Annotated in this window: 16 protein-coding genes; all 16 read left to right on the forward strand. The window is 69.0% G+C overall.

Annotated elements, in window-relative coordinates:
- Window positions 1-54: 54 nt before the first annotated feature.
- The 16 genes from ACWEKM_RS31545 (at window position 55) to ACWEKM_RS31620 (ending at window position 18,337) form a co-directional block, all read left to right on the forward strand.
- Window positions 55-1,860: a glycoside hydrolase family 15 protein gene (locus ACWEKM_RS31545; RefSeq protein ID WP_451624676.1), complete on the forward strand. Its 1,806-nt coding sequence runs from the start codon at window positions 55-57 to the stop codon at window positions 1,858-1,860.
- Window positions 1,861-2,032: 172 nt separating this feature from the next.
- Complete coding sequence (locus tag ACWEKM_RS31550) at window positions 2,033-2,977, forward strand: endonuclease/exonuclease/phosphatase family protein (RefSeq protein ID WP_451624677.1); 945 nt, start codon at window positions 2,033-2,035, stop codon at window positions 2,975-2,977.
- A 17-nt stretch (window positions 2,978-2,994) separates the two neighbouring features.
- Complete coding sequence (locus tag ACWEKM_RS31555) at window positions 2,995-3,510, forward strand: hypothetical protein (protein ID WP_451624678.1); 516 nt, start codon at window positions 2,995-2,997, stop codon at window positions 3,508-3,510.
- 412 nt (window positions 3,511-3,922) lie between these two features.
- On the forward strand, window positions 3,923-4,414 hold the full coding sequence (locus tag ACWEKM_RS31560; protein WP_451624679.1) for a LuxR C-terminal-related transcriptional regulator: 492 nt from the start codon (window positions 3,923-3,925) through the stop codon (window positions 4,412-4,414).
- 65 nt (window positions 4,415-4,479) lie between these two features.
- The gene (locus ACWEKM_RS31565) at window positions 4,480-5,580 is read left to right on the forward strand and encodes a protein-L-isoaspartate O-methyltransferase family protein (protein ID WP_451624680.1); all 1,101 of its coding nucleotides are present in this window, start codon (window positions 4,480-4,482) and stop codon (window positions 5,578-5,580) included.
- Window positions 5,570-6,370, forward strand: a complete 801-nt coding sequence (locus tag ACWEKM_RS31570; protein ID WP_451624681.1) for an SAM-dependent methyltransferase — start codon at window positions 5,570-5,572, stop codon at window positions 6,368-6,370. The genes ACWEKM_RS31565 and ACWEKM_RS31570 overlap by 11 nt, the downstream gene beginning before the upstream one ends.
- A gap of 303 nt (window positions 6,371-6,673) precedes the next feature.
- Window positions 6,674-7,150, forward strand: a complete 477-nt coding sequence (locus ACWEKM_RS31575) for a hypothetical protein (RefSeq protein ID WP_451624682.1) — start codon at window positions 6,674-6,676, stop codon at window positions 7,148-7,150.
- A 102-nt stretch (window positions 7,151-7,252) separates the two neighbouring features.
- On the forward strand, window positions 7,253-8,476 hold the full coding sequence (gene fxlM, locus ACWEKM_RS31580) for a methyltransferase, FxLD system (RefSeq protein WP_451624683.1): 1,224 nt from the start codon (window positions 7,253-7,255) through the stop codon (window positions 8,474-8,476).
- A gap of 58 nt (window positions 8,477-8,534) precedes the next feature.
- Window positions 8,535-8,741 carry an FxLD family lanthipeptide gene (locus tag ACWEKM_RS31585; protein ID WP_451624684.1) on the forward strand — a complete coding sequence of 69 codons (207 nt, stop codon included), beginning with the start codon at window positions 8,535-8,537 and terminating at the stop codon, window positions 8,739-8,741.
- 87 nt (window positions 8,742-8,828) lie between these two features.
- Window positions 8,829-11,873: a lantibiotic dehydratase gene (locus ACWEKM_RS31590; RefSeq protein ID WP_451624685.1), complete on the forward strand. Its 3,045-nt coding sequence runs from the start codon at window positions 8,829-8,831 to the stop codon at window positions 11,871-11,873.
- Window positions 11,870-13,093: a lanthionine synthetase C family protein gene (locus tag ACWEKM_RS31595; protein ID WP_451624686.1), complete on the forward strand. Its 1,224-nt coding sequence runs from the start codon at window positions 11,870-11,872 to the stop codon at window positions 13,091-13,093. The genes ACWEKM_RS31590 and ACWEKM_RS31595 overlap by 4 nt, the downstream gene beginning before the upstream one ends.
- Window positions 13,075-14,076, forward strand: a complete 1,002-nt coding sequence (locus tag ACWEKM_RS31600; protein WP_451624687.1) for a thiopeptide-type bacteriocin biosynthesis protein — start codon at window positions 13,075-13,077, stop codon at window positions 14,074-14,076. Before ACWEKM_RS31595 ends, ACWEKM_RS31600 begins: the two co-directional genes overlap by 19 nt.
- Entirely contained in the window at window positions 14,073-15,248 is a 1,176-nt protein-coding gene (locus tag ACWEKM_RS31605) for a hypothetical protein (protein ID WP_451624688.1), read from the forward strand. The genes ACWEKM_RS31600 and ACWEKM_RS31605 overlap by 4 nt, the downstream gene beginning before the upstream one ends.
- Before the next feature lie 472 nt (window positions 15,249-15,720).
- Window positions 15,721-15,858: a hypothetical protein gene (locus tag ACWEKM_RS31610; RefSeq protein ID WP_451624689.1), complete on the forward strand. Its 138-nt coding sequence runs from the start codon at window positions 15,721-15,723 to the stop codon at window positions 15,856-15,858.
- 245 nt (window positions 15,859-16,103) lie between these two features.
- Window positions 16,104-17,114 carry an ATP-binding protein gene (locus tag ACWEKM_RS31615; protein ID WP_451624690.1) on the forward strand — a complete coding sequence of 337 codons (1,011 nt, stop codon included), beginning with the start codon at window positions 16,104-16,106 and terminating at the stop codon, window positions 17,112-17,114.
- A gap of 581 nt (window positions 17,115-17,695) precedes the next feature.
- The gene (locus tag ACWEKM_RS31620; protein WP_451624691.1) at window positions 17,696-18,337 is read left to right on the forward strand and encodes a hypothetical protein; all 642 of its coding nucleotides are present in this window, start codon (window positions 17,696-17,698) and stop codon (window positions 18,335-18,337) included.
- Window positions 18,338-18,431: the final 94 nt, after the last annotated feature.

The following is an 18,431-nucleotide window of genomic DNA, read 5'->3' on the forward strand; positions in this document are numbered from 1 at the left end:
CGAGGCACCACACACGAACCGCACTACGCCCAAAAAGAGACGGATCTACTACCTATGTCTCACCGTATTGAGGACTACGCGCTCATCGGGGACACGCAGACCGCGGCCCTGGTCTGCCGGGACGGCACAGTGGGCTGGCTGTGCCTGCCCCGCTTCGACTCGCCCGCCGTCTTTGCCAGCCTGCTGGGCACCGAGGAACACGGGTTCTGGCGGATAGGCCCGGTCCCCGCCGAGGGCACACGGCCGCCCGCCGCGGACCGCCGCAGCTACGACGGCGACTCGCTGATCCTGGCCTCCGAGTGGGACCAGCCGGGCTGCGGCAGCGTGCGCGTGACCGACTTCATGCCGCCGCGTGACGGCGCGCCGCAGCTCATCCGCATCGTGGAGGGACTGCGGGGCCGTGTGACGATGCGCTCGACGCTGCGGATGAGGTTCTCCTACGGCCACGTCGTGCCCTGGGTGCGCAAGGTGGGCGACCGGACCGTCGCTGTTGCCGGACCGGACTCGGTGTGGCTGGACTCCGCGACCGAGACGCACGGCGAGGACCTGACCACGCACGCTGAGTTCACCGTGCTGGAGGGCCAGCGGGTCGCCTTCACCATCAGCTGGCAGCCCTCGCACCTTGCGCCGCCCGCCCGGCCCGACTCTGAAGGCGCGCTGGAGGCGACCACCGCGTTCTGGCGCGACTGGGTCAAGCAGTGCACCTACCGCGGCACCTACCGAGAGGCCGTGATTCGCTCCTTGATCACGCTCAAGGCGCTCACCTACGCTCCCACCGGCGGCATCGTCGCCGCGCCGACCACCTCGCTGCCCGAGAATATCGGCGGGGTCCGCAACTGGGACTATCGCTACACCTGGCTCCGCGACGCGGCAATCACCCTGACGTCGATGCTGCGCACCGGCTACCGCGACGAGGCCCGCGCCTGGCGAGAGTGGCTGCTGCGGGCGGTCGCAGGCGACCCCGAGCATCTCCAGATCATGTACGGCATCGCCGGCGAGCGCGAGCTCGGCGAGGCCGAGCTGGACTGGCTCCCCGGCTACGAGAATTCGACCCCGGTCCGGGTCGGCAACGGCGCCGCCGACCAGCTCCAGCTCGACGTGTACGGCGAGGTCACCGAGGCCCTCCACCTCGCGCACATGACGGGCCTGGCCCGCAACGGCTACGCCTCCGTGCTCCAGCTGAAGCTGATCCGCTACCTGGAGGACCACTGGCAGGAACCGGATGAGGGCATCTGGGAAGTCCGGGGCCCCCGACGACACTTCGTGCACTCCAAGGTCATGGCCTGGGTGGCGGTGGACCGCACCGTCAAGCTCATCGAATCCAGCGTGGTGAACGGCCCGTTGGAACGCTGGCGGCAGCTGCGCGACGACATCCACCGGGACGTGTGCGAGAAGGGCTACGACAAGGAGCGCAACACCTTCACGCAGTCGTACGGCTCCCGGGAGCTGGACGCGTCGCTGCTGCTGATCCCGCAGGTGGGCTTCCTGCCGCCCGACGACAAGCGGGTGATCGGCACCATCGAGGCGATCCAGCGGGAGCTGTCCACTCCGGACGGCTTCATCCTGCGCTACCCCACCGACGGCGAACATGCGGGCGTCGACGGCCTGCCCGGCGATGAAGGCGCCTTCCTCGCCTGCTCGTTCTGGCTCGCCGACGACCTCGCGATGATCGGACGCGTCGACGAGGCCCGCCAGCTGTTCGAGAAGCTCCTCAGCATCCGCAACGATCTGGGCCTGCTCGCCGAGGAGTGGGATCCGGTCCGCAAGCGGCAGGTCGGCAACTTCCCGCAGGCCTTCAGCCACGTCCCGCTCATCGACACCGCCTTGCGCCTCACTGCCGCCATCGGGTCCAGCGGCTGACGGTGCAGGTTCCGCGGCCGCGTGTCGGAATCCCGTTCCCGATGTCGGAAGCGTATCGGACAGCGTCGGGGCGGCTGCCAGGGTCCGCCCCGATCGAAAGGCCGCTGCGCAAACCGGGTCGGGGCAACGCGTACACGCAGCTCGTCTCTCCCTTTCTTCCCACGGAGTCCACATGACCACAACACCGCGCGACCAAGCTGTCGTTCGCCTGCTCACGATGAACTTGGAGCACGACGGCGGCCCGGACGTCGACGGGCGCCCACCCCAGATGTGGCACCAGGCGAACGAGCTGATCAGCTCGCGACGCCCGGACCTCCTCCTGCGCCAGGAGATGACCTACAGCCGCGACAGCCACCACCGGCGCCTCCACGCGGCCGAACGCGCCTTGGGCATGCGGGGGTTCCACGGCACAGTCGGCCTCGGACGCAACCCCACCGGCATGTTCGTGCGCGAGGAGACCTTCGAAGTGCGCCAGCACGTCACCCACCAGGTCCATCCGTGGCGCACCCCGCCCACCCATACCGTGCTGCGCCTGCGGGACGTCCCCGAGGTGGACATCATCGCGGTCAGCTGGCACCTGGCCTTCAACAGCCCCCGCAGCAGGGAGCGCGAGACCGACGAGATCCTCGCCGTCGCCGACAAGATCAACCAGGGAGCGGCCTTCGTCGGCGGCGGCGACTGCAACGAGGCCCCCAACCCGAAGGGGGAGACCGAACCGCCGATCGACTGGGACACGGTCACCGACCGGCTGCACATGACCCACCGCACCAATCACGACCCGGCCACCGGACGGCGCGTCGCCTGCACCCACCTCGACGACACCCTCACGGCCGCCGGCCTGTGCGACCCGGCCCGGCACGCCGCCCGCTCGCTGCACCAGCCGGGCGCCCTCGGCGCCACCGCCGGCCACGCGAAGCCCAGCCAGGGCGGTCCCTGCCGCATCGACCGGATCTACCTCGACCCGTGGCTCGTCGAGGCCGTCGTGGACGTCACCGTCCTCGACACCACCGACGTCAGCGACCACCACGCGGTCGAGGTCGTGCTCTCCCGTCCCCGCATGGCCGAGGCCCTCCGCCTGATCGCCGACCGGAGGGCGTCCCGTCCGCTGCCCACCTAACAACTTACGGAAGCCCTGTGAAGACCCTTCTCGCACCAACCGTCCTGCGCCCGCCGGCACGACTCGGCACCCGGACCACGGTCAGTCGGCCGCCCGCGCTCACGGGCGATGCCCCTGTACAGCCCAGGGTCCGGGCCGGTACGACCGAACTGCGCGCGAGGCGGGAGGCCGACCTGCACCGTGCGCTCGCCCGGCTCGCCGACACCGGCACGGCCGTGCGGGTCGGCCGGTACAGCCTGGTCGGACCGCGTCAGGACCCCGCCGACCGCCTCGCCGAGACCCAGGCCGTGGTCCATCACCGCCGGTGGACGGACTCCATCACCACCTTCGACATCACCGGAGCGGGCGACCCGGCGCTCCGTCCGCAGATGGCCCGGCTCTTCGCCGCGCTGGCCGCCGGCGAGATCCACGGCATCGTCGCGGTCTCCCACGTCGACATCAGCCCCTACCACGACATCTACGCCCATACTCTCGCCGCTCTCCGGGCCCGGCGCGGCTTCCTCGCCCTGGCCCGCAGCGAGACCAGCATCTGACACCACTCCGGGGGGAGTTACCCATGAGCACCGCCACCACCGCGGCCCCATCGCTGGTGATGACGTGAACGGTGAAGTCGCTCGTCCGGGTGGGTGTGGGGTTCGCCCGATGACGTCGCAAGCCGCGCACGACGCGTGCGGCCGGCTGTTCCTTCTACCGGATGCCCGTGCGGACTGGACCGGCTGGCCAGAGTCCATAGCCAACGGCCATCCGCCTCTGTGGGAGGAGTGCGTCGAACCCGTAGCCGCCTTCTGCCCACACCGCTGCCGCCATCAGTTTGCCCACTGTGTGCGTCCTCACCGAACTCGCCCTGCAGTACGGCGGTTCGTAGCTCTCGCCCCAACCAGCCGACCAGGAAAGTGGGTCGGCCCCGATACGACGACTGTGCCAGAACACCGAAGGAGTACGACCATGCCAGCCCCGGACGAGACCATCTCGCCGCCGCTTTCCGCTCAGGAGCGGGAGGCTCTGCTGGGCATCTCTCAGGGAAGGACGACCTCAGAGACGGCCTGTGACATGGGAGTGTCCGACAGCACGGTCAAGACGTACATCCTCCGGATCGGCGGAAAGCTCGGAACTTCGGAGCGGGCGGGCATGGTGGACCTCGCCTACCGGCACGGGCACTTGGACGTCCCCGGGCCCGTGGGCCATGCCGTGGAGCTGTCCAAGGAACAGCGCACCGTCTTGGCAGCGCTCGCTGGTGGAAAGACCGTCGAGGAGATTGCGGCCGACGAGCAGCGTCCGCTGGAGGATGTACGCAAGGACGCGCGACGCCTGCTGCGGGCGCTGGGCGCTTCCTCGGCCGCGCACGCGGTCACGCGAGGGTGGCAGTTCCGTCTCCTTGGCCCCACGGCCGGCCGTGAAAACTCCGGGGACGTCGTCGCCATGGCAGGCAAGGCATGAACGCCCGCGTGGAGGCCGGCAGCCTGCGACCGGGCAGTAACCGCGTTCACCAGCATGCGGGGGACGTGTTCATCTGCGATCGGCGACAGGACTTCGTGCCCAACGTGATCCGTACGCACCGAGCTGGGCGCTGGCGCAGGGTGGACCGGAGCAAGAACGCCGGCGAGTGGGCGAAGTTCGTCCATCGCTCCGAGATGCTCGTATTCGACGTCGACGACGGTGGGGAGGGCGGCCCCGGCATCGTCACGGGCGTGATCCCGTCCAAGGAAGACGTTGCGGCGCGCCTGGCCGCGCTCGCTCCGTTGCCGGGGACGGCCATTGCCGAGATCGGCACGGACTGCGGCTGGACGGCAGCCTCTCTGGACCACCGCCTCCAGGGCGGCCGGGTGGTGACGATCGCGGACACCGAACGTCTCGCTGAGATCGCCCGGCAACGCCTGCGCTGCTACCCGAGGGTGCGGGTGGTCAGCGGGCCAGAGGCGGGGGTCTTGGGACCGGCGGGCTCGTTCCACGGGCTTTTGTCCCATCGTGCGGTACGCCGTGTGCCGTGGGAGTGGGTCACCCGGGTTCGTCCGGGTGGCCGTCTGTGTCTGCCCGTCCGTACCGCTCTGGGCGATTCCAGCACGCTACTCGTCCTGACCGTGGCGCGGGACGGGTCGTCGGCCAGTGGACGTTTCCACGCCGGACCGGCTCCGCAGACCGTGTGGCTGCGCGAGCACCGCCCTGGCGAGGGCACAACCGTCGAGTCGCAGGGCAGCCCGAGGTCCTCGGAAGCCCTGGATGCGAGGGGGGCGCACGTACGGGCGGCGGCCCGGTTGTTCGCCGGCCTGCTTCGCCCTGACCTTCGGATGCAGGTGGTGCGCGGCGTTACGCAGCTCGAAGGAGACGTTGCTGACCGCCTGCGTATTCATGACCACCAGGCGTCTCGGGCCGTGGTCTTCCTCCACTCCCCCCGTATCTACGAGTGGGGCCCGCGCGATCTCGGCTCTGATCTCTTTGACGCGCTGGGTCAGTGGCACGCGGCCGGAGAACCAGAGGTTGAGCAGCTGGGCGTGACGATCACGGAGACGGAACACAAGCTGTGGCTCGGCGCGCCGGACGGTCCGTCGTGGCGTCTGCCCGAACTCCACACGATCACCGGCGAGGTGGAGCGAGATGCGACCTGACCATCCGATGCTCCTCCACCCCTCCGCAGCGATTGCCGAGCTGCAGGCGCGGCCGTCGAGCGCCCGGATGCAGAACTACCTGCTCGGCGGGCGAGACCATTACATCGTCGACCGCGACGGGGCCCTTCGGGCGGCCGATCGCATGCCGTTCCTGGAGAGCGCCGTTGGCCACGAGCGCCTGTACATGCTTCGGATGGTGCAGGCCCTGGCCATCGCGGGCATCCGGCAGCTCGTCGACTTCGGCTGCGGCCTTCCCCATGACCCGACGCCGGTGGATGTCCTGACCCGCATTCATCCCGACGCCCGCGCCGTGTGCATCGACAACGACGTGCTGGTGCACACGCACGCCGACGAAATAATGACGGCCAAGGCGCCCGCTCGACTCGAGAGCCTGTGCGCCGACGTACGCGACCCCGAGTCGATCCTCGCCTCGCGAGAGGTCCTGGAGACAATCAACTGGCGAGAACCGGTCATTCTGCTCCTCGGCAGCGTGCTCCACCACATCGAGGACACCGCGGCGCAGCCCCTGACCGTCCTCGTCGACCAGTACAAACACGTCGCCGCCACCGGCAGCGCTCTCGTCGTCACGCACGCCACCACCGACGGCGACCGGCTGCCCCGTCCACCTGCGGACGAAGGAACAGATCTCCCGGCTGTTCGACGGTTGGCAACTGACCTACCCGGGCCTGACCGCGCCACAGACACTGGCACTCGTATACCCGGTTCTGCCCAGGCCGCGTCGTATGCCGGCACGGCCCGAAAGGAGTCCGCGCATGGCCGGGCTGTGTGATCAGCAGACCGGCGTGATCAAGCCGGTGACCAGCCAACTCCCGGTGGCGTCGCGGCTAGACTCCGTGGCGTCCGGAAACGGGCACCCGGGCGTCGCGGTCACAGACGCTGGACGTCACGTCTGCACCCCGGAGATCCGCATGCCCAACACCCGCGCATTCCCGCGCGTTCCCGCAACCCCCCTTATGGGGCGGTTGGCCGATGCCACGCCGCAGTACCCGGACACGAGTGAGCGTCGGCCGCACCCCCGGCGGGCAGGCCAGCGGTGAACGGGCGGGCAGCCTCGCATCGGTGCGGGGACGACGTGGCACCGAGCGAGTTCGTGCACGGCGTGCCGCTCCCCTGCGCGACTGAGCCCGGCGACCACGATCACGCCAACGGCGAGTCCGGCGTGCAGGAGAGCACCGGGCTCAAGAGCACACCCGACCCCCTGGAGCTGAGGGCAGGCTCGCGCCACCGGGAACCAGTCGACGTCCGTCTCATCCTGCGGCGGGGCGGCGAGGTGCTGCTGAGCCGACGGGCGGGCGACACCTACGCCTCGGGCCTGCAGTCCATCGAGGCGGCCGCGATCCGCCGCCCGCCCACCGCTATCCCGACGGGCATCCTCGGCATCCAGGAACTCCTCGGCTCCGCCAAGGCCGAAGCCCGGCGGATGCTGCGCCATGCCCGCCATCACGTGACCGTGTGCGTCACTTCCGTGTGGCTAGTGATGGAAACCCAACGTCCCGACCGCCACACCTGCGCCTTCGAACGTATCCAGGAGCTGCCCCTGGGGCGCTGAACGACATCTGGCCGCCGCAGGCCAGCATCCATCCCCGCACCACCATGCAGTTGGCGCCGACGCCGGAGGCGAAAGCGCACGAAGCCCCGTAAGGAACCTTCTATGACCGATGTGACCGTGGACCCCGACGAGGCCACCCAGTTCCGCAACAAGGTCGTCGACCAGCTCAAGGAGGACGGCACGATCGTGTCGCCCGAGGTCGAGGCCGCCATGCGCAAGGTGCCCCGGCACCTGGCCGTGCCCGAGGCGCCGCTCAGCGACGCGTACAGCACGTACAACGCCGTGATCACGCAGGAGGACGAGCACGGCAATCACACCAGCTCGGTGTCCGCTCCGCAGATCCAGGCGATGCAGCTGGAGCAAGCCGGCATCCGTCCGGGCGACAATGTGCTGGAGATCGGCACCAACGGACCGAACGCCGCTTACCTCGCGGAGCTGGTCGGGCCCACCGGGCAGGTCACCACCGTCGACATCGACCCGGCGCCCGCCGACCGAGCCAAGCGGTTCCTCAGCGAGACCGGCTACACCAACGTCAACGTCGTGGTCGCCGACGCGGAGATCGGTGTCGCCAAGTTCGCGCCCTACGACGCGATCGTGGTAACGCTCGGCGCCTGGGACATCCCGCCCGCCTGGATCGACCAGCTCAAGGACGACGGCCGGCTCGTCGTGCCGCTGCGCATCAACGGCCTGACGCGTACGTACGGGTTCATCCGGCAGGCTGACCGCCTCGTCGCCACCAGCGCCCACGTGTGCGGGTTCGTAGCGGTGCAAGGCTCCGGCTCCCATGCCCAGCAGGTCATGCAGCTTCCCGGAGAGGACGGCGTCACGCTGCGCTTCGACGAGGGCTTGCCTGCCAACCCCTCTCTGCTGGACGGCGTCCTGAACAGTGCCCGTGCCGAGACGTGGACCGGGGTGACCGTCGCCAGCCAGGAGCCCATCGGCACCCTCCAGATGTACCTGTCCACGCAGGTTCCGACGTACTGCTTCATGTCCACCAACCCCGAGTTGGCCACAGGCAAGATCGGCCCCACCGGCAACAGCTGGTCCATGGTCGCCATCGACGGACCGCACTTCGCCTACACCGTCGTGCGCCGCGACACCGAGAGGAAGACCGCGGAGTACGGCGTCCACGCCTTCGGGCCCGACGCGGCCGAGTTCGCTGAGCGAATCGCCGGCATCCTCCGCACCTGGGGCGAAAAGCTCCGCGGCACGGACGGCCCGCGCATCGCCGTCTACCCGGCGGGCACGCCCGATGACCTGATCACCGGCGACCGGGTCATCGACAAGAGGCACAGCCGGATTTCGATCTCCTGGCCGGCCGTCTGAACCGCGGCGCCCGGCCAGGGTGTTCTGCACCATCCCATCGGACAAAGAGAGTGATCGCATGACCACTGCCACACTCAGCAACGTCACCGCGCCGGCCCTGCTGCCGGTCGACAGCCTCGCCGACGACGACTTCGAGCTGGACATCAAGGTCGTCATCGCCGAGAGCCCCCTCACCGTCTTCATGTGCCCCACCAGCGACGGCTGCGGCAACACCTGCGAGAACGGGGCCAGTGCCTGCCAGTCCTCCATCGAGGACGCCGCCTGACACGCGACGTCCGCCGGGGTGGCAGCCGATCATCGCTGCCGCCCCGGCACCACCCGTCCGCGCGCCCCACAACAGGAAGGGACACCGGTGACCCACGCACTACCCCTCACGTACCAGTGGCGGCCCGGCATGCTGCTGCGCGCCTCCACGGCTTCCCGGCCGATCCCCGTGCCGGACTTTGACCTGCACGGCGACGACGCCACCATCCGCGGTCGGCAGTGGCTGGAGGAGGTATGGCGCGCCCCGGTGCCGACGGCACTGTCCGCAGCCAGCCCCGTCCTGTGTCAGCGCGTCGCCGAGATCCTGAACGGCTCCGTCACCGACGGCCGCCCCATCAGGCGGGCCGTCCGGTCTGTTGCCGCGTACCTCCTGCGGTGGAACCACCGGCCCACCCCGTTCGGGGTATTCGCCGGCGTAGCCCCCGCCGAGCCCGCTCAAGCCGCCCGCATTCTGTGGCGCGAGGAGTACCGGACTGTTCTGCGGCCCGATTCCGACTGGCTGACGGACGTCATTACCCGCCTGGAGAGCCACCCCGCTCTGCTGGCCAGGCTGACGATCGCGGCCAACAACACCGGCCGCTCCCGTGGCGACCGGCATGTGGTGGAGGGCATGCCGACCGACGCGCACACCTCCGGCTACGCCCCGATCGAGCTGTCAGTCCGCCTGACCCGGCCCGTGGCCGCCGTGCTGGAGGCGGCCGGCGCCCCCATTCCGTACGACGGGCTCGTGCATCAATTGGCCCGCCAGTTCCCTACGGCGCGCCCAGAGCAGCTCACCGGCTTGATCTCCGACCTGTTGAGCAAGAACATCCTGATCAGCAGTCTGTGGCCCCCGATGACCTCGGTCGACACCCTCGCACACCTATGCGACGAGCTGGAGAAAGCTGATGCCTCCAGCATCCCCGACCTCGCCGAATTGACCTCCCAACTCGCCTCAATCCGGGCTGACATGAACCAGCCACACACAGCCGCCCCCTGGACGCCCAGCGACCGGCTGACGCAGAGCATGCAGCGCGTGAGTTCCACCGGCCGCGTCCCCCTCCTCGTGGACGCCGCACTGGACTGCACCGCCCACATCCCCGAAGCCCTCCTGGCCGAAGCCGCCGAAGCCGCCCAGGTCATGCACCAGCTGTCACCCCATCCGTACGGGTATCCGCAATGGCGCGACTACCACCAGCGGTTCCTCGACCGGTACGGCAACGAGGCCCTCGTGCCCGTACTGGATTTGGTCGCGGACAGCGGCCTCGGCCTGCCCGCGGGCTTCCTGGGCTCCGAGCGCGCCCGCCCGCCATATCAGGTGACCGGCCGGGACGAGAAGATCCTGCGCCTGCTCCAGGAGGCGATGCTCGATGGGAGGCGTGAGCTTGTCCTCACCCGGGCGACGATCGCCGACCTGACCGCCGACCACGCCGAACCGCTGCTGCCCCTGCCCCGGGCTGAGATCGCCGTGGAGATCCACGCCCCCACCCTGGAGGCCGTGCAGTGCGGCGGCTATCGGCTGCTGGTCACCGGCGCCCCCCGGCCCGGCAGCAGCATGCTCGGCCGGTTCGCACACCTGCTCCCGCCCTCCGCACAGACCGCACTCACCGACTCCTACGCCACCGCCGGCCCCGGCGCCGTCGCAGCGCAACTGTCGTTCCCCCCACGGCGGCGCCGCAACGAGAACATCGCCCGCACCGTGCAGGTCCTGCCCTTCACCATCCCTCTCGGCCAGCACCACGAGTCCGGCCCCGGCGTGATCCCGCTCGACGACCTGGCGGTGACTGCGGATACCCGCCGGTTCTATCTGGTGCGCCGGTCAACAGGACAGCACGTCGAGCCTCGCGTCACCCATGCGCTGGAAGCGTCCGTCCACACGCCGCCGCTCGCCCGGTTCCTGGCGGAGATCACCACCGCCCGCAGTGCCGCCTACAGAGCGTTCACCTACGGCGTCGCCGCCACCCTGCCCTACCTGCCACGCGTGCGGTACAAGCGGACGATCCTGACGCCTGCCCGTTGGCTGCTGTCCGCCGAGGAACTGCCCGGCCGCTCCGCCCCCATGGCCGACTGGGACAAGGCACTGGCCCGGTGGCGCGAGCGGCTCTGCGTCCCCGATCACCTTGCTCTGGTCGAGGACGGCCAACAGCTGCCCCTCGACCTCGACCAGCGCATCCACCGGGCGCTGCTGCGCGCCGGCGTGGACCGCAACCGCGTTGTCGAACTGCGCGAAAGCACCACTGCGCAAGACTGGGCATGGATCGGCCGCCCCCACCAACTCCTGATCCCCCTGGCGAACTCCACCCCCGCCGACCCACCACGCCTGCCGAATGCCGCCGCCCCCGGGAAGCCCAGCCAGTCCACCGTCCTGTATGCCCGGCTGTTCGCGCACCCCCAGCGGTACGACGAGATCCTGACGGGCCACCTGCCCACTCTGCTCCGCCGGTTCGCCACCATGCCGCTCTGGTGGTTCAGTCGCCATCGCGACACAACCCGCCCCGACTCCGACCAGCACCTGGATCTGTACCTGCGCCTCCCCGAGCCGGCCGCCTTCGGGCCAGCCGCCCAGCTAGTCACCGACTGGGCAGACGCACTCAACAGCCACCACCTCGTGTCCCGACTGGAGTTGGCCCCCCATCCGCCGCAGACCGGCCCGCACGGGCACGGCCCCGCTCTGGACGCCGCGCACCTGGTGTTCGCCGCGGACTCAGCCGCCGGCGTGGCGCAGATCCGTGCCGCCGCAGATGACCTCGCCGCCGGACAGGCCCTGACCGCTGCGAGCATGTTCGACCTGACGGTGCGGTTCACCGGCAACGCAGATCAGGCATCGAACTGGTTGACCCGCGCTCTCCCTCAAGAACACGGCCCCATACCCAGGGATCGAATCGCCCTGGCCCAGGCTCTGGCCGATCCCGATCACACCGCTCTGCAAGCCCTGCCGGGCGGCCCCGATGTCATCGCCGCATGGCGGCAGCGCGCTGCCGCCCTGGCCGCCTACCGGCAGCAGCTGGCCCCCGGGCACAACTCCGACAACGTGCTGCGGTCGCTGCTCCACCAGCACTGCATCCGGGCGCAGCCCGTCGACCCTGATCACGAACGCGTCACCGGTCGGCTCGCCCGGGCCTGCGCCCTGCGACACCGGGAGCGGCAGCCATGACCACCGCAACCAGCCCGGCCTTGCTGGCGCACACCTTCGCCCGCCACCTGACCACCCCCGTCCCACCACCCGAAGACCAGCCCTGGGCGGCGCAGGACCTGGCCGCCGGCGCCGCAGGAACCGCGCTGCTCCACATCGAGCGCGCCCGTACCGGAGACGGCACCTGGCAGCAGGCACACCCCTGGATCAAGACCGCCGTCGCCACCCCCGTCAGCGCCGCCGACACCAGCGGCCTGTACCTGGGGGCGCCCGCCGCAGCATTCATGCTCGCCTGCGCCGTCACCTCGCAGGCACCCCGGTACCAGGGCGCGCTGACAGCTCTCGATCACCACGTGACCCAACTCGCCCACCGCAGATGCGATGCGGCCCAGACACGTATGCGCCACGGGCGTCCAGCCAGCTTCCACGAGTACGACATCTTCTACGGGCTCACCGGCATCGGCGCGTACCTGCTGCGCCGGTCCCCGTCCGGCACCGCGATGGCACGCGTCCTGGCCTACCTGGTACGGCTCACCCGACCCATCCGGCGCAGCGACCAGGGCGTGCTGCCCGGCTGGTGGGTCGATCATCAACCCGACCTCACCCCATCCGCAGTCCCCGCCGGCCACGCCAACTTCGGCGCCGCCCACGGCATCACCGGCCCGCTGCTGCTCCTTGCCCGCGCCCTGCGCCAAGACGTGAGGGTCGACGGACAGGAGGACGCCATCGACACCATCCTTGACTGGCTCGATACGTGGCTGCAGGACGGCCCCGCCGGCCCCTGGTGGCCTGAACACCTCCGCCTCGGTGAACTCCGTGCCGGCCGTCCCGCCCAACGCGGCCCGGCACGGCCCAGCTGGTGCTATGGCACCCCCGGCATCGCCCGCGCCGGACAGCTCGCCGCTCTCGCCCGCAGCGACCCGGCTCGCCAGCACCTGTACGAGGACGCCATGGTCCGCTGTCTGACCGATCCCGATCAGCTATCCAAGATCACAGACGCCAGCCTGTGCCACGGCTGGGCGGGCGTCTACCAGACCGCCTTCCGCGCAGCCCACGACGCCGCCACCCCGGCCCTGCACGCCAGCCTGCCCGACTTGGTCGCCGCCCTAACCCAGCACGCCCGCCCCTGCCGTGCCCCGGGCCTCCTGCAAGGCGACGCGGGCAGCGCCCTCGCCCTGACCACCGCAGCCCACGACGCCGCGCCGACCTCGGGATGGGACGCATGCCTACTGATCGACTGACCCAGCCCGCCCGTCTGGAAGCGACCCTGCACGCCGTGCTGGACGTCCTGGCCGGCACCGCCACGGACACCGCCGCAGCCCGCGCCGGACTTGAGCCCGCTGACCTGCACGCCGCCGTCGCCGTCTACCAGCAGGCCGGGCAACAGGCCCTCGCCCAGCAGGCGGGATCCCCGGCATGGCGTCAGCTGTACATCCAATTCACCGCCTGGGACGAGGCCGAGCAGACCGCCGCCGGCCGCATCGCCCCCGTCCTGGGCCTGGCCCAACAGGATGGTCTGATCACCGGGTGGTGGTTCATCCGAAAGCACCCCTGCTGGCGGATGCGGCTGCTTCCTGCCATCGGGACGCAGCTCCCCCAGGCTTTGGCCGACATGCTCGACGAACTCACGGCAGCCGGGCGAGTCCACCGCTGGTGGCCTGGCATCTACGAGCCCGAAACCGCAGCGTTCGGCGGCGAGAGCAGCATGAGCATCGCCCACACGCTGTTCCACGCTGACAGCCACGCCATTCTCACTACAGACCATGGCGAGTTGGGCCGCCGGGAGTTGTCACTGCTGCTGTGCGCCACCCTGATGCGCACGGCTGGACTGGAGTGGTACGAGCAAGGAGACGCCTGGCATCGCGTCGCCCGGGAACGGCCTCTGCCCTCAGACGTGCCGACGGCCAAAGTCCATGCCATGGCCGACAGCATCCGACAGTTACTCATCGCCGATACCAGCCCTTCTGGCCCCATGCTCCAGTCGGACCGCACCCTCAAGCCCGCCGCGGACTGGGTGAGCGCGTTCCGTCAGGCCGGAAGAGACCTCGGCACAGCCGCCCGGGGCGGGACCCTCGGCCGGGGCCTGCGCGAGGTCATCTCCTACCACGTGATCTTCCACTGGAACCGGATCGGCCTGCCCGCCCGTACCCAGAGCGTTCTCGCTCACGCGGCACATACCGCGATCCTGCGTCCCGTTGACCCCACGGAGAGGCCGATGCCGTGATCGCACCGCTCCAGCACCCACAGGCAGGGCTCCGTCGGCTCTCCAGGCGATTCCCTCTGGTCAGCCGGCCCCACCTCGTCTACCCCAGTTTCGCCGCCAGGATCGACGAAGTCCGCTCCTGCGGGGAGAAATCGGTGCAGGACGGGCCGCTCCACGACCGGATCAACCGTGCGTGCGCCACTTGGAACCTGTCCGCGCTGATCGCCTCCGACTGCGGGCTGACCGAACTGGCGACCGACCTCTGTCTGCGTCAGCTTCGTCTCTTCCAGACGGCATGGCCCGTCTCCGGGGACACTGCCATCGCCAGCCTCCAGCCCATCGTCAACCTCGTACGGCTGACCGCCCGAACTGGAAACCCGCAGGCCGCCTATCAGCAGCTCATGAGCGTGCACCGCGCCGCACACGACGGCGGCACCGTGACCGTCCACGGACAGGCCATCGACCTCACGGGCTTCACCACCAAGGCCACCCTGGAGCGCATCCAGCCTTGGCTCAACGACCTCCTGCTCGACGACGGAACCCGGCTCCTGGTCGCCACAGACCAATGGCAAGAAGCAGCACAGCACGCGACCGCCTACGACCAGGAACCCGAGCGGCTGTACGGCAGCAGGCAAGCACGCGTCGTGGCGAGTCTGCTCGCGGAATCTCTGGACACGGCCAACACCCTTATCGGCAAGGCCACCATCACCAAGCCGTGGGAAGAAGCCGTCGCGCAGATCCTCCGCCACTACGCCGACCGCCTTGCGGGCCGCGCCACAGCAAAAGGGTTCGCCGCCGCGGCACTCGCCGTGCGGAATGCGCTGGAGCCGGCCCCGCCGCACCTGCGAATGTTCCGGGTGAGGCTGGTCCTGGCTGCGATCGACCTGGTGCCCGAAGGCTGCGAAGCCCTCGTACGCCCCCTGTACGACGCGATCGTCAGCGACACCACTCAGGCGTGCGACGCGTACGCCGCGCGCGCAATCCTCCGGAACCCGGTCCTACCAGCCAGCGAACGGTCATGCCGGGAACTGGAAGCCATCGTCTACGACGGCGGCCTCGGCCGGGGCACCCTGCCGGCATCGGTACTGTCCACGATGATGCGGGCTGTCAGCACGGCTGGCGAAAGCCTCGTTCAATGCCTCACCGAGGAAGCAGGGGCATCGCCGCATGCGAGACGGCCACACGTCAGTTGATGCAGCGACCGCCAGCGCTTGGGGGCATGGGGTGCCTGCCGCTCCCGCCCAACACGCAATCCCTGCCAGCGACCACGCCGGAGCCCTTCGACAAACAGCAGCATGCGGAGCAGCGGTATTTCCCGTTCCGGGTGTCAACGCCGTGGTGCACCACGCATTTTTCACAGGATTCTGACCAGAGAGCATCGATTACTTCCCTGGTTTTCCTGTAAAATCAACGAAGGCCGGAAACGGTCACCCGGGCGTCGCGGACATGACGCGAGACGATATGTCTGCGCCCCCGGAGGACATTGTGCCCGCCCCGTTTCCCGCTCTCGGCCGCGCCCAGACCAATGCGGTCACGAGCTGCGCAGGCGCGCCATCCGTCGAGCGCGCTGACGCCTCAACTCCCGGAGTCACGAAGGTCATTACCATCGACCCGATTGGTAACGCGGGGTCCCCTGACGCGCTCGCCCGGCAGAAACCCAATTCCGTGAGCGTCACTGTCTCCCTGGTTGTCGTGCTGGCCGTCATGGTGTGGCTGCTGATCCGCGAAGGCGGCCTCAAGGCCGGGCACGCAATAGCAGCCGTGCTCCTCGGCTTCTATCTCCACGACAGCTCGCTCGCCTAGTCCATCAGCCGCCTCGTGCAGAGTGTGGTCGGGACAATCAGCGGGATCCGCATATAGACCGGCCGTCGGGGCACCCCCGTGGGCCCGGACCGTACGCCGTCTCCCCCGTCGGCTGCGGTCTGGCGCGCGTGCCCCGGCGGCCACTCCCACCCGAGTCCCCGCCTGCTCGCCGCGGTCCCCGCGCCCGGTGCGGGTGCAGTGCGCTGCTCGCCCGTCCCTTTTACTCGTACGCCCGTGAGGATCTGATGACCCCCTTGATACAGGACGCGCTGGTGTGGGCGCCGGCTGGAGGCATGATCGTCGCCGGTGCCCTTGCACTGCGCTACCGTCACAAAGCGGCTGAGCACCGCGACCACGCTAAGACGCTGAAGACGCAGGCTGCCGCGGCCGGACAGCGTGCGGTCGACGCCGAGCGGGGGGTGGCCGCGCGGGACGAGGAGGCCAAGCACCTGGCCGAGTCCCGTCTGCCGGCCCTGGTGTACGTGCTGCAGCACGGCACCGGAGACATCTCTTCTGCCGGTGGTCTTCTTCATCCTCAGTTGGCCAGCAGCGTTGCCGGGAGGGCGTATCTCTCGGTCCTGGAACAGGTGAACGCCCTGACGGCGCAGGCATCCGATCACGCCGAGGGAGTGGCCCGGGCGGCCGTGCAGGCCGTCACGCGGTCCGTTCAGGCCCTGGTCTACGAGCAGCAGTCCGCGATCACGCATCTGCTGGACACGGAGCATGATGAGAAGCTCCTGGAGCTGGTCCAGCCCATTGACCACGCGGCCAGTCAGTTGGCCCGCCGTCTGCAGATCCTTGGGGTCCTGACCGGCATGTGGCCGGGACGCCAGCGTGAGGACGCGTCGCTTCTGGAGACGGTGCGGGGCGGTGTGTCGAGGATCCGGGACTTCCGCCGGGTAGAGGTTCCCAAGGAGTCTGCGCACTACGTCGCCGGCCGCTACGTCGAGCCCGTCGTACTCGCGGTGGCCGAGCTGCTGGACAACGCTGCCCGACACAGCGCCCCCAGCACCCCGGTGGAAGTCAGCTTCCTCGAAGCCCACCACGGCATCAGCATCCAGATTCACGACGCCGGACCCGGCATGAGGCCCGAGGCTCGCGAGGAGGCCGCGCGCCGTCTCTCCGGACAGCACCCGGTCCGGCTCACCGAACTGCGCACCCCTCCCAGCTTCGGTCACCTCGGCGTCGGAGCCCTCGCCGCCCAGTATGGCTTCCGTGTTTCGGTTGACGAGGAACACTCGGTCCACGACCGATGAGGAACGGCGTCGCGGCTTTGCCGCCTCGCGATGCCGCACCTCGAACATCGTATGAAGAGGAATTCGTGCCGACCCCTGCCATCGATCACACCGCCAGCGCTGTGCCGCAACTGTGGCCGCACCAGCAGGAGCTGGTCTCCGCCGTCGCCCGCACGCCCAGCACCGAGCCCCGCACCACGGGCGTTATGGCGTGCGGTCTCGGCAAGACGCGCGCCGCCTGCGAAGTAGCTCACCTCGCCGCTGCCGACGACCGCATGCTGATCGTCGCGTCGACCTGGTCCTCGGGAAACCTACGGCTCGTTTCCAGATTTCGTTCCTCTTTTCCACCAAAGATGTCCACCCATGGCCGGCAGGGCATAGGAATGGGAAACCGCACTGGTGCGAGGGCCGTGGACGTGGACGCAGCTGCTCGACGAGTCGCCGTGGTCACCAGGTGGGCCACCTGCGCAGGACGCGGGGCAGAGCGATTGCGGTGGAAGCCCCGGGAAAGGGCCGGAACCTGGACGGGGCTGCTGTGGCCTCGTTACCCCACTCTGACGAGGGGTGCGGCACGGCGTGCGCTGCCCAATGGGGACTGATCAATGAGTGACGACGCTCATTCCGGAGAAGTGGCAGAAGGTTCGTTCAGTGATGCGCTGAGGTGGATCAACTCGGCCTCCCTGGAAAGTGAGGAGAAGGAGGGGCTTCGCGAGTTCGTAGAGAATTTTCCGTCACTTCGCTTCAATAGAGAATCGAGTCGCCAACTCGATGATTATGCGCGGCGGGATCGCGTTCAGATTCCAGGGTGGTTCCGCCGGGCGCGTGAGACTCTCCCTTTTGTTCAGGTCGGACGGGCGGAATTCCCGCCGGTCCTCGTCAGGTTCAGCGGGTTTGATTTCGACTGCAATGTGGCGGATTCAGGCATGGCTTCGTGGTATCAAGTCAAAGTCGGCGTCATGGGTGAGGACGACCGGGATCTCTTTGTCGATCATGCGGGAATGTATCCTATTGCCACGTGGTTTGGCACGAACCAGTCATCCCTTGCCATTAACCTGCGCGACCCTGAAGATCGACGCATCCACGAGTTCTCAGGTGAGGACTACTGGGATAATTTCATCAATGGAGAGTCGTTGGAAGGGGCTAGCGAACCTGCGTTCTCGTCATACGCCCGGATGCTGTCGCATATTTCTGCCCTGAAATTTCCGGACGGCTCCGAGGTACAGGCAATGCGAAGCGCCGCATAAGAGGATGTCTCACGTGGTGATGTGGTGAGCTGGGGCATCATTGCTGCTTGTGGGTGTCGATCTGTCGCAACGGCTGGTTCCTGACGGTCTGTGG

The organism is Streptomyces sp. NPDC004752 (assembly GCF_053601275.1).

Bases quoted from the DNA above. Each gene is read 5' to 3' on its own strand.
- ACWEKM_RS31545 (WP_451624676.1), top strand. From the start codon at position 55: ATGTCTCACCGTATTGAGGACTACGCGCTCATCGGGGACACGCAGACC.
- ACWEKM_RS31550 (WP_451624677.1), top strand. From the start codon at position 2,033: ATGACCACAACACCGCGCGACCAAGCTGTCGTTCGCCTGCTCACGATG.
- ACWEKM_RS31560 (WP_451624679.1), top strand. From the start codon at position 3,923: ATGCCAGCCCCGGACGAGACCATCTCGCCGCCGCTTTCCGCTCAGGAG.
- ACWEKM_RS31570 (WP_451624681.1), top strand. From the start codon at position 5,570: ATGCGACCTGACCATCCGATGCTCCTCCACCCCTCCGCAGCGATTGCC.
- fxlM (WP_451624683.1), top strand. From the start codon at position 7,253: ATGACCGATGTGACCGTGGACCCCGACGAGGCCACCCAGTTCCGCAAC.
- ACWEKM_RS31585 (WP_451624684.1), top strand. From the start codon at position 8,535: ATGACCACTGCCACACTCAGCAACGTCACCGCGCCGGCCCTGCTGCCG.
- ACWEKM_RS31595 (WP_451624686.1), top strand. From the start codon at position 11,870: ATGACCACCGCAACCAGCCCGGCCTTGCTGGCGCACACCTTCGCCCGC.
- ACWEKM_RS31600 (WP_451624687.1), top strand. From the start codon at position 13,075: ATGCCTACTGATCGACTGACCCAGCCCGCCCGTCTGGAAGCGACCCTG.
- ACWEKM_RS31615 (WP_451624690.1), top strand. From the start codon at position 16,104: ATGACCCCCTTGATACAGGACGCGCTGGTGTGGGCGCCGGCTGGAGGC.
- ACWEKM_RS31620 (WP_451624691.1), top strand. From the start codon at position 17,696: ATGAGTGACGACGCTCATTCCGGAGAAGTGGCAGAAGGTTCGTTCAGT.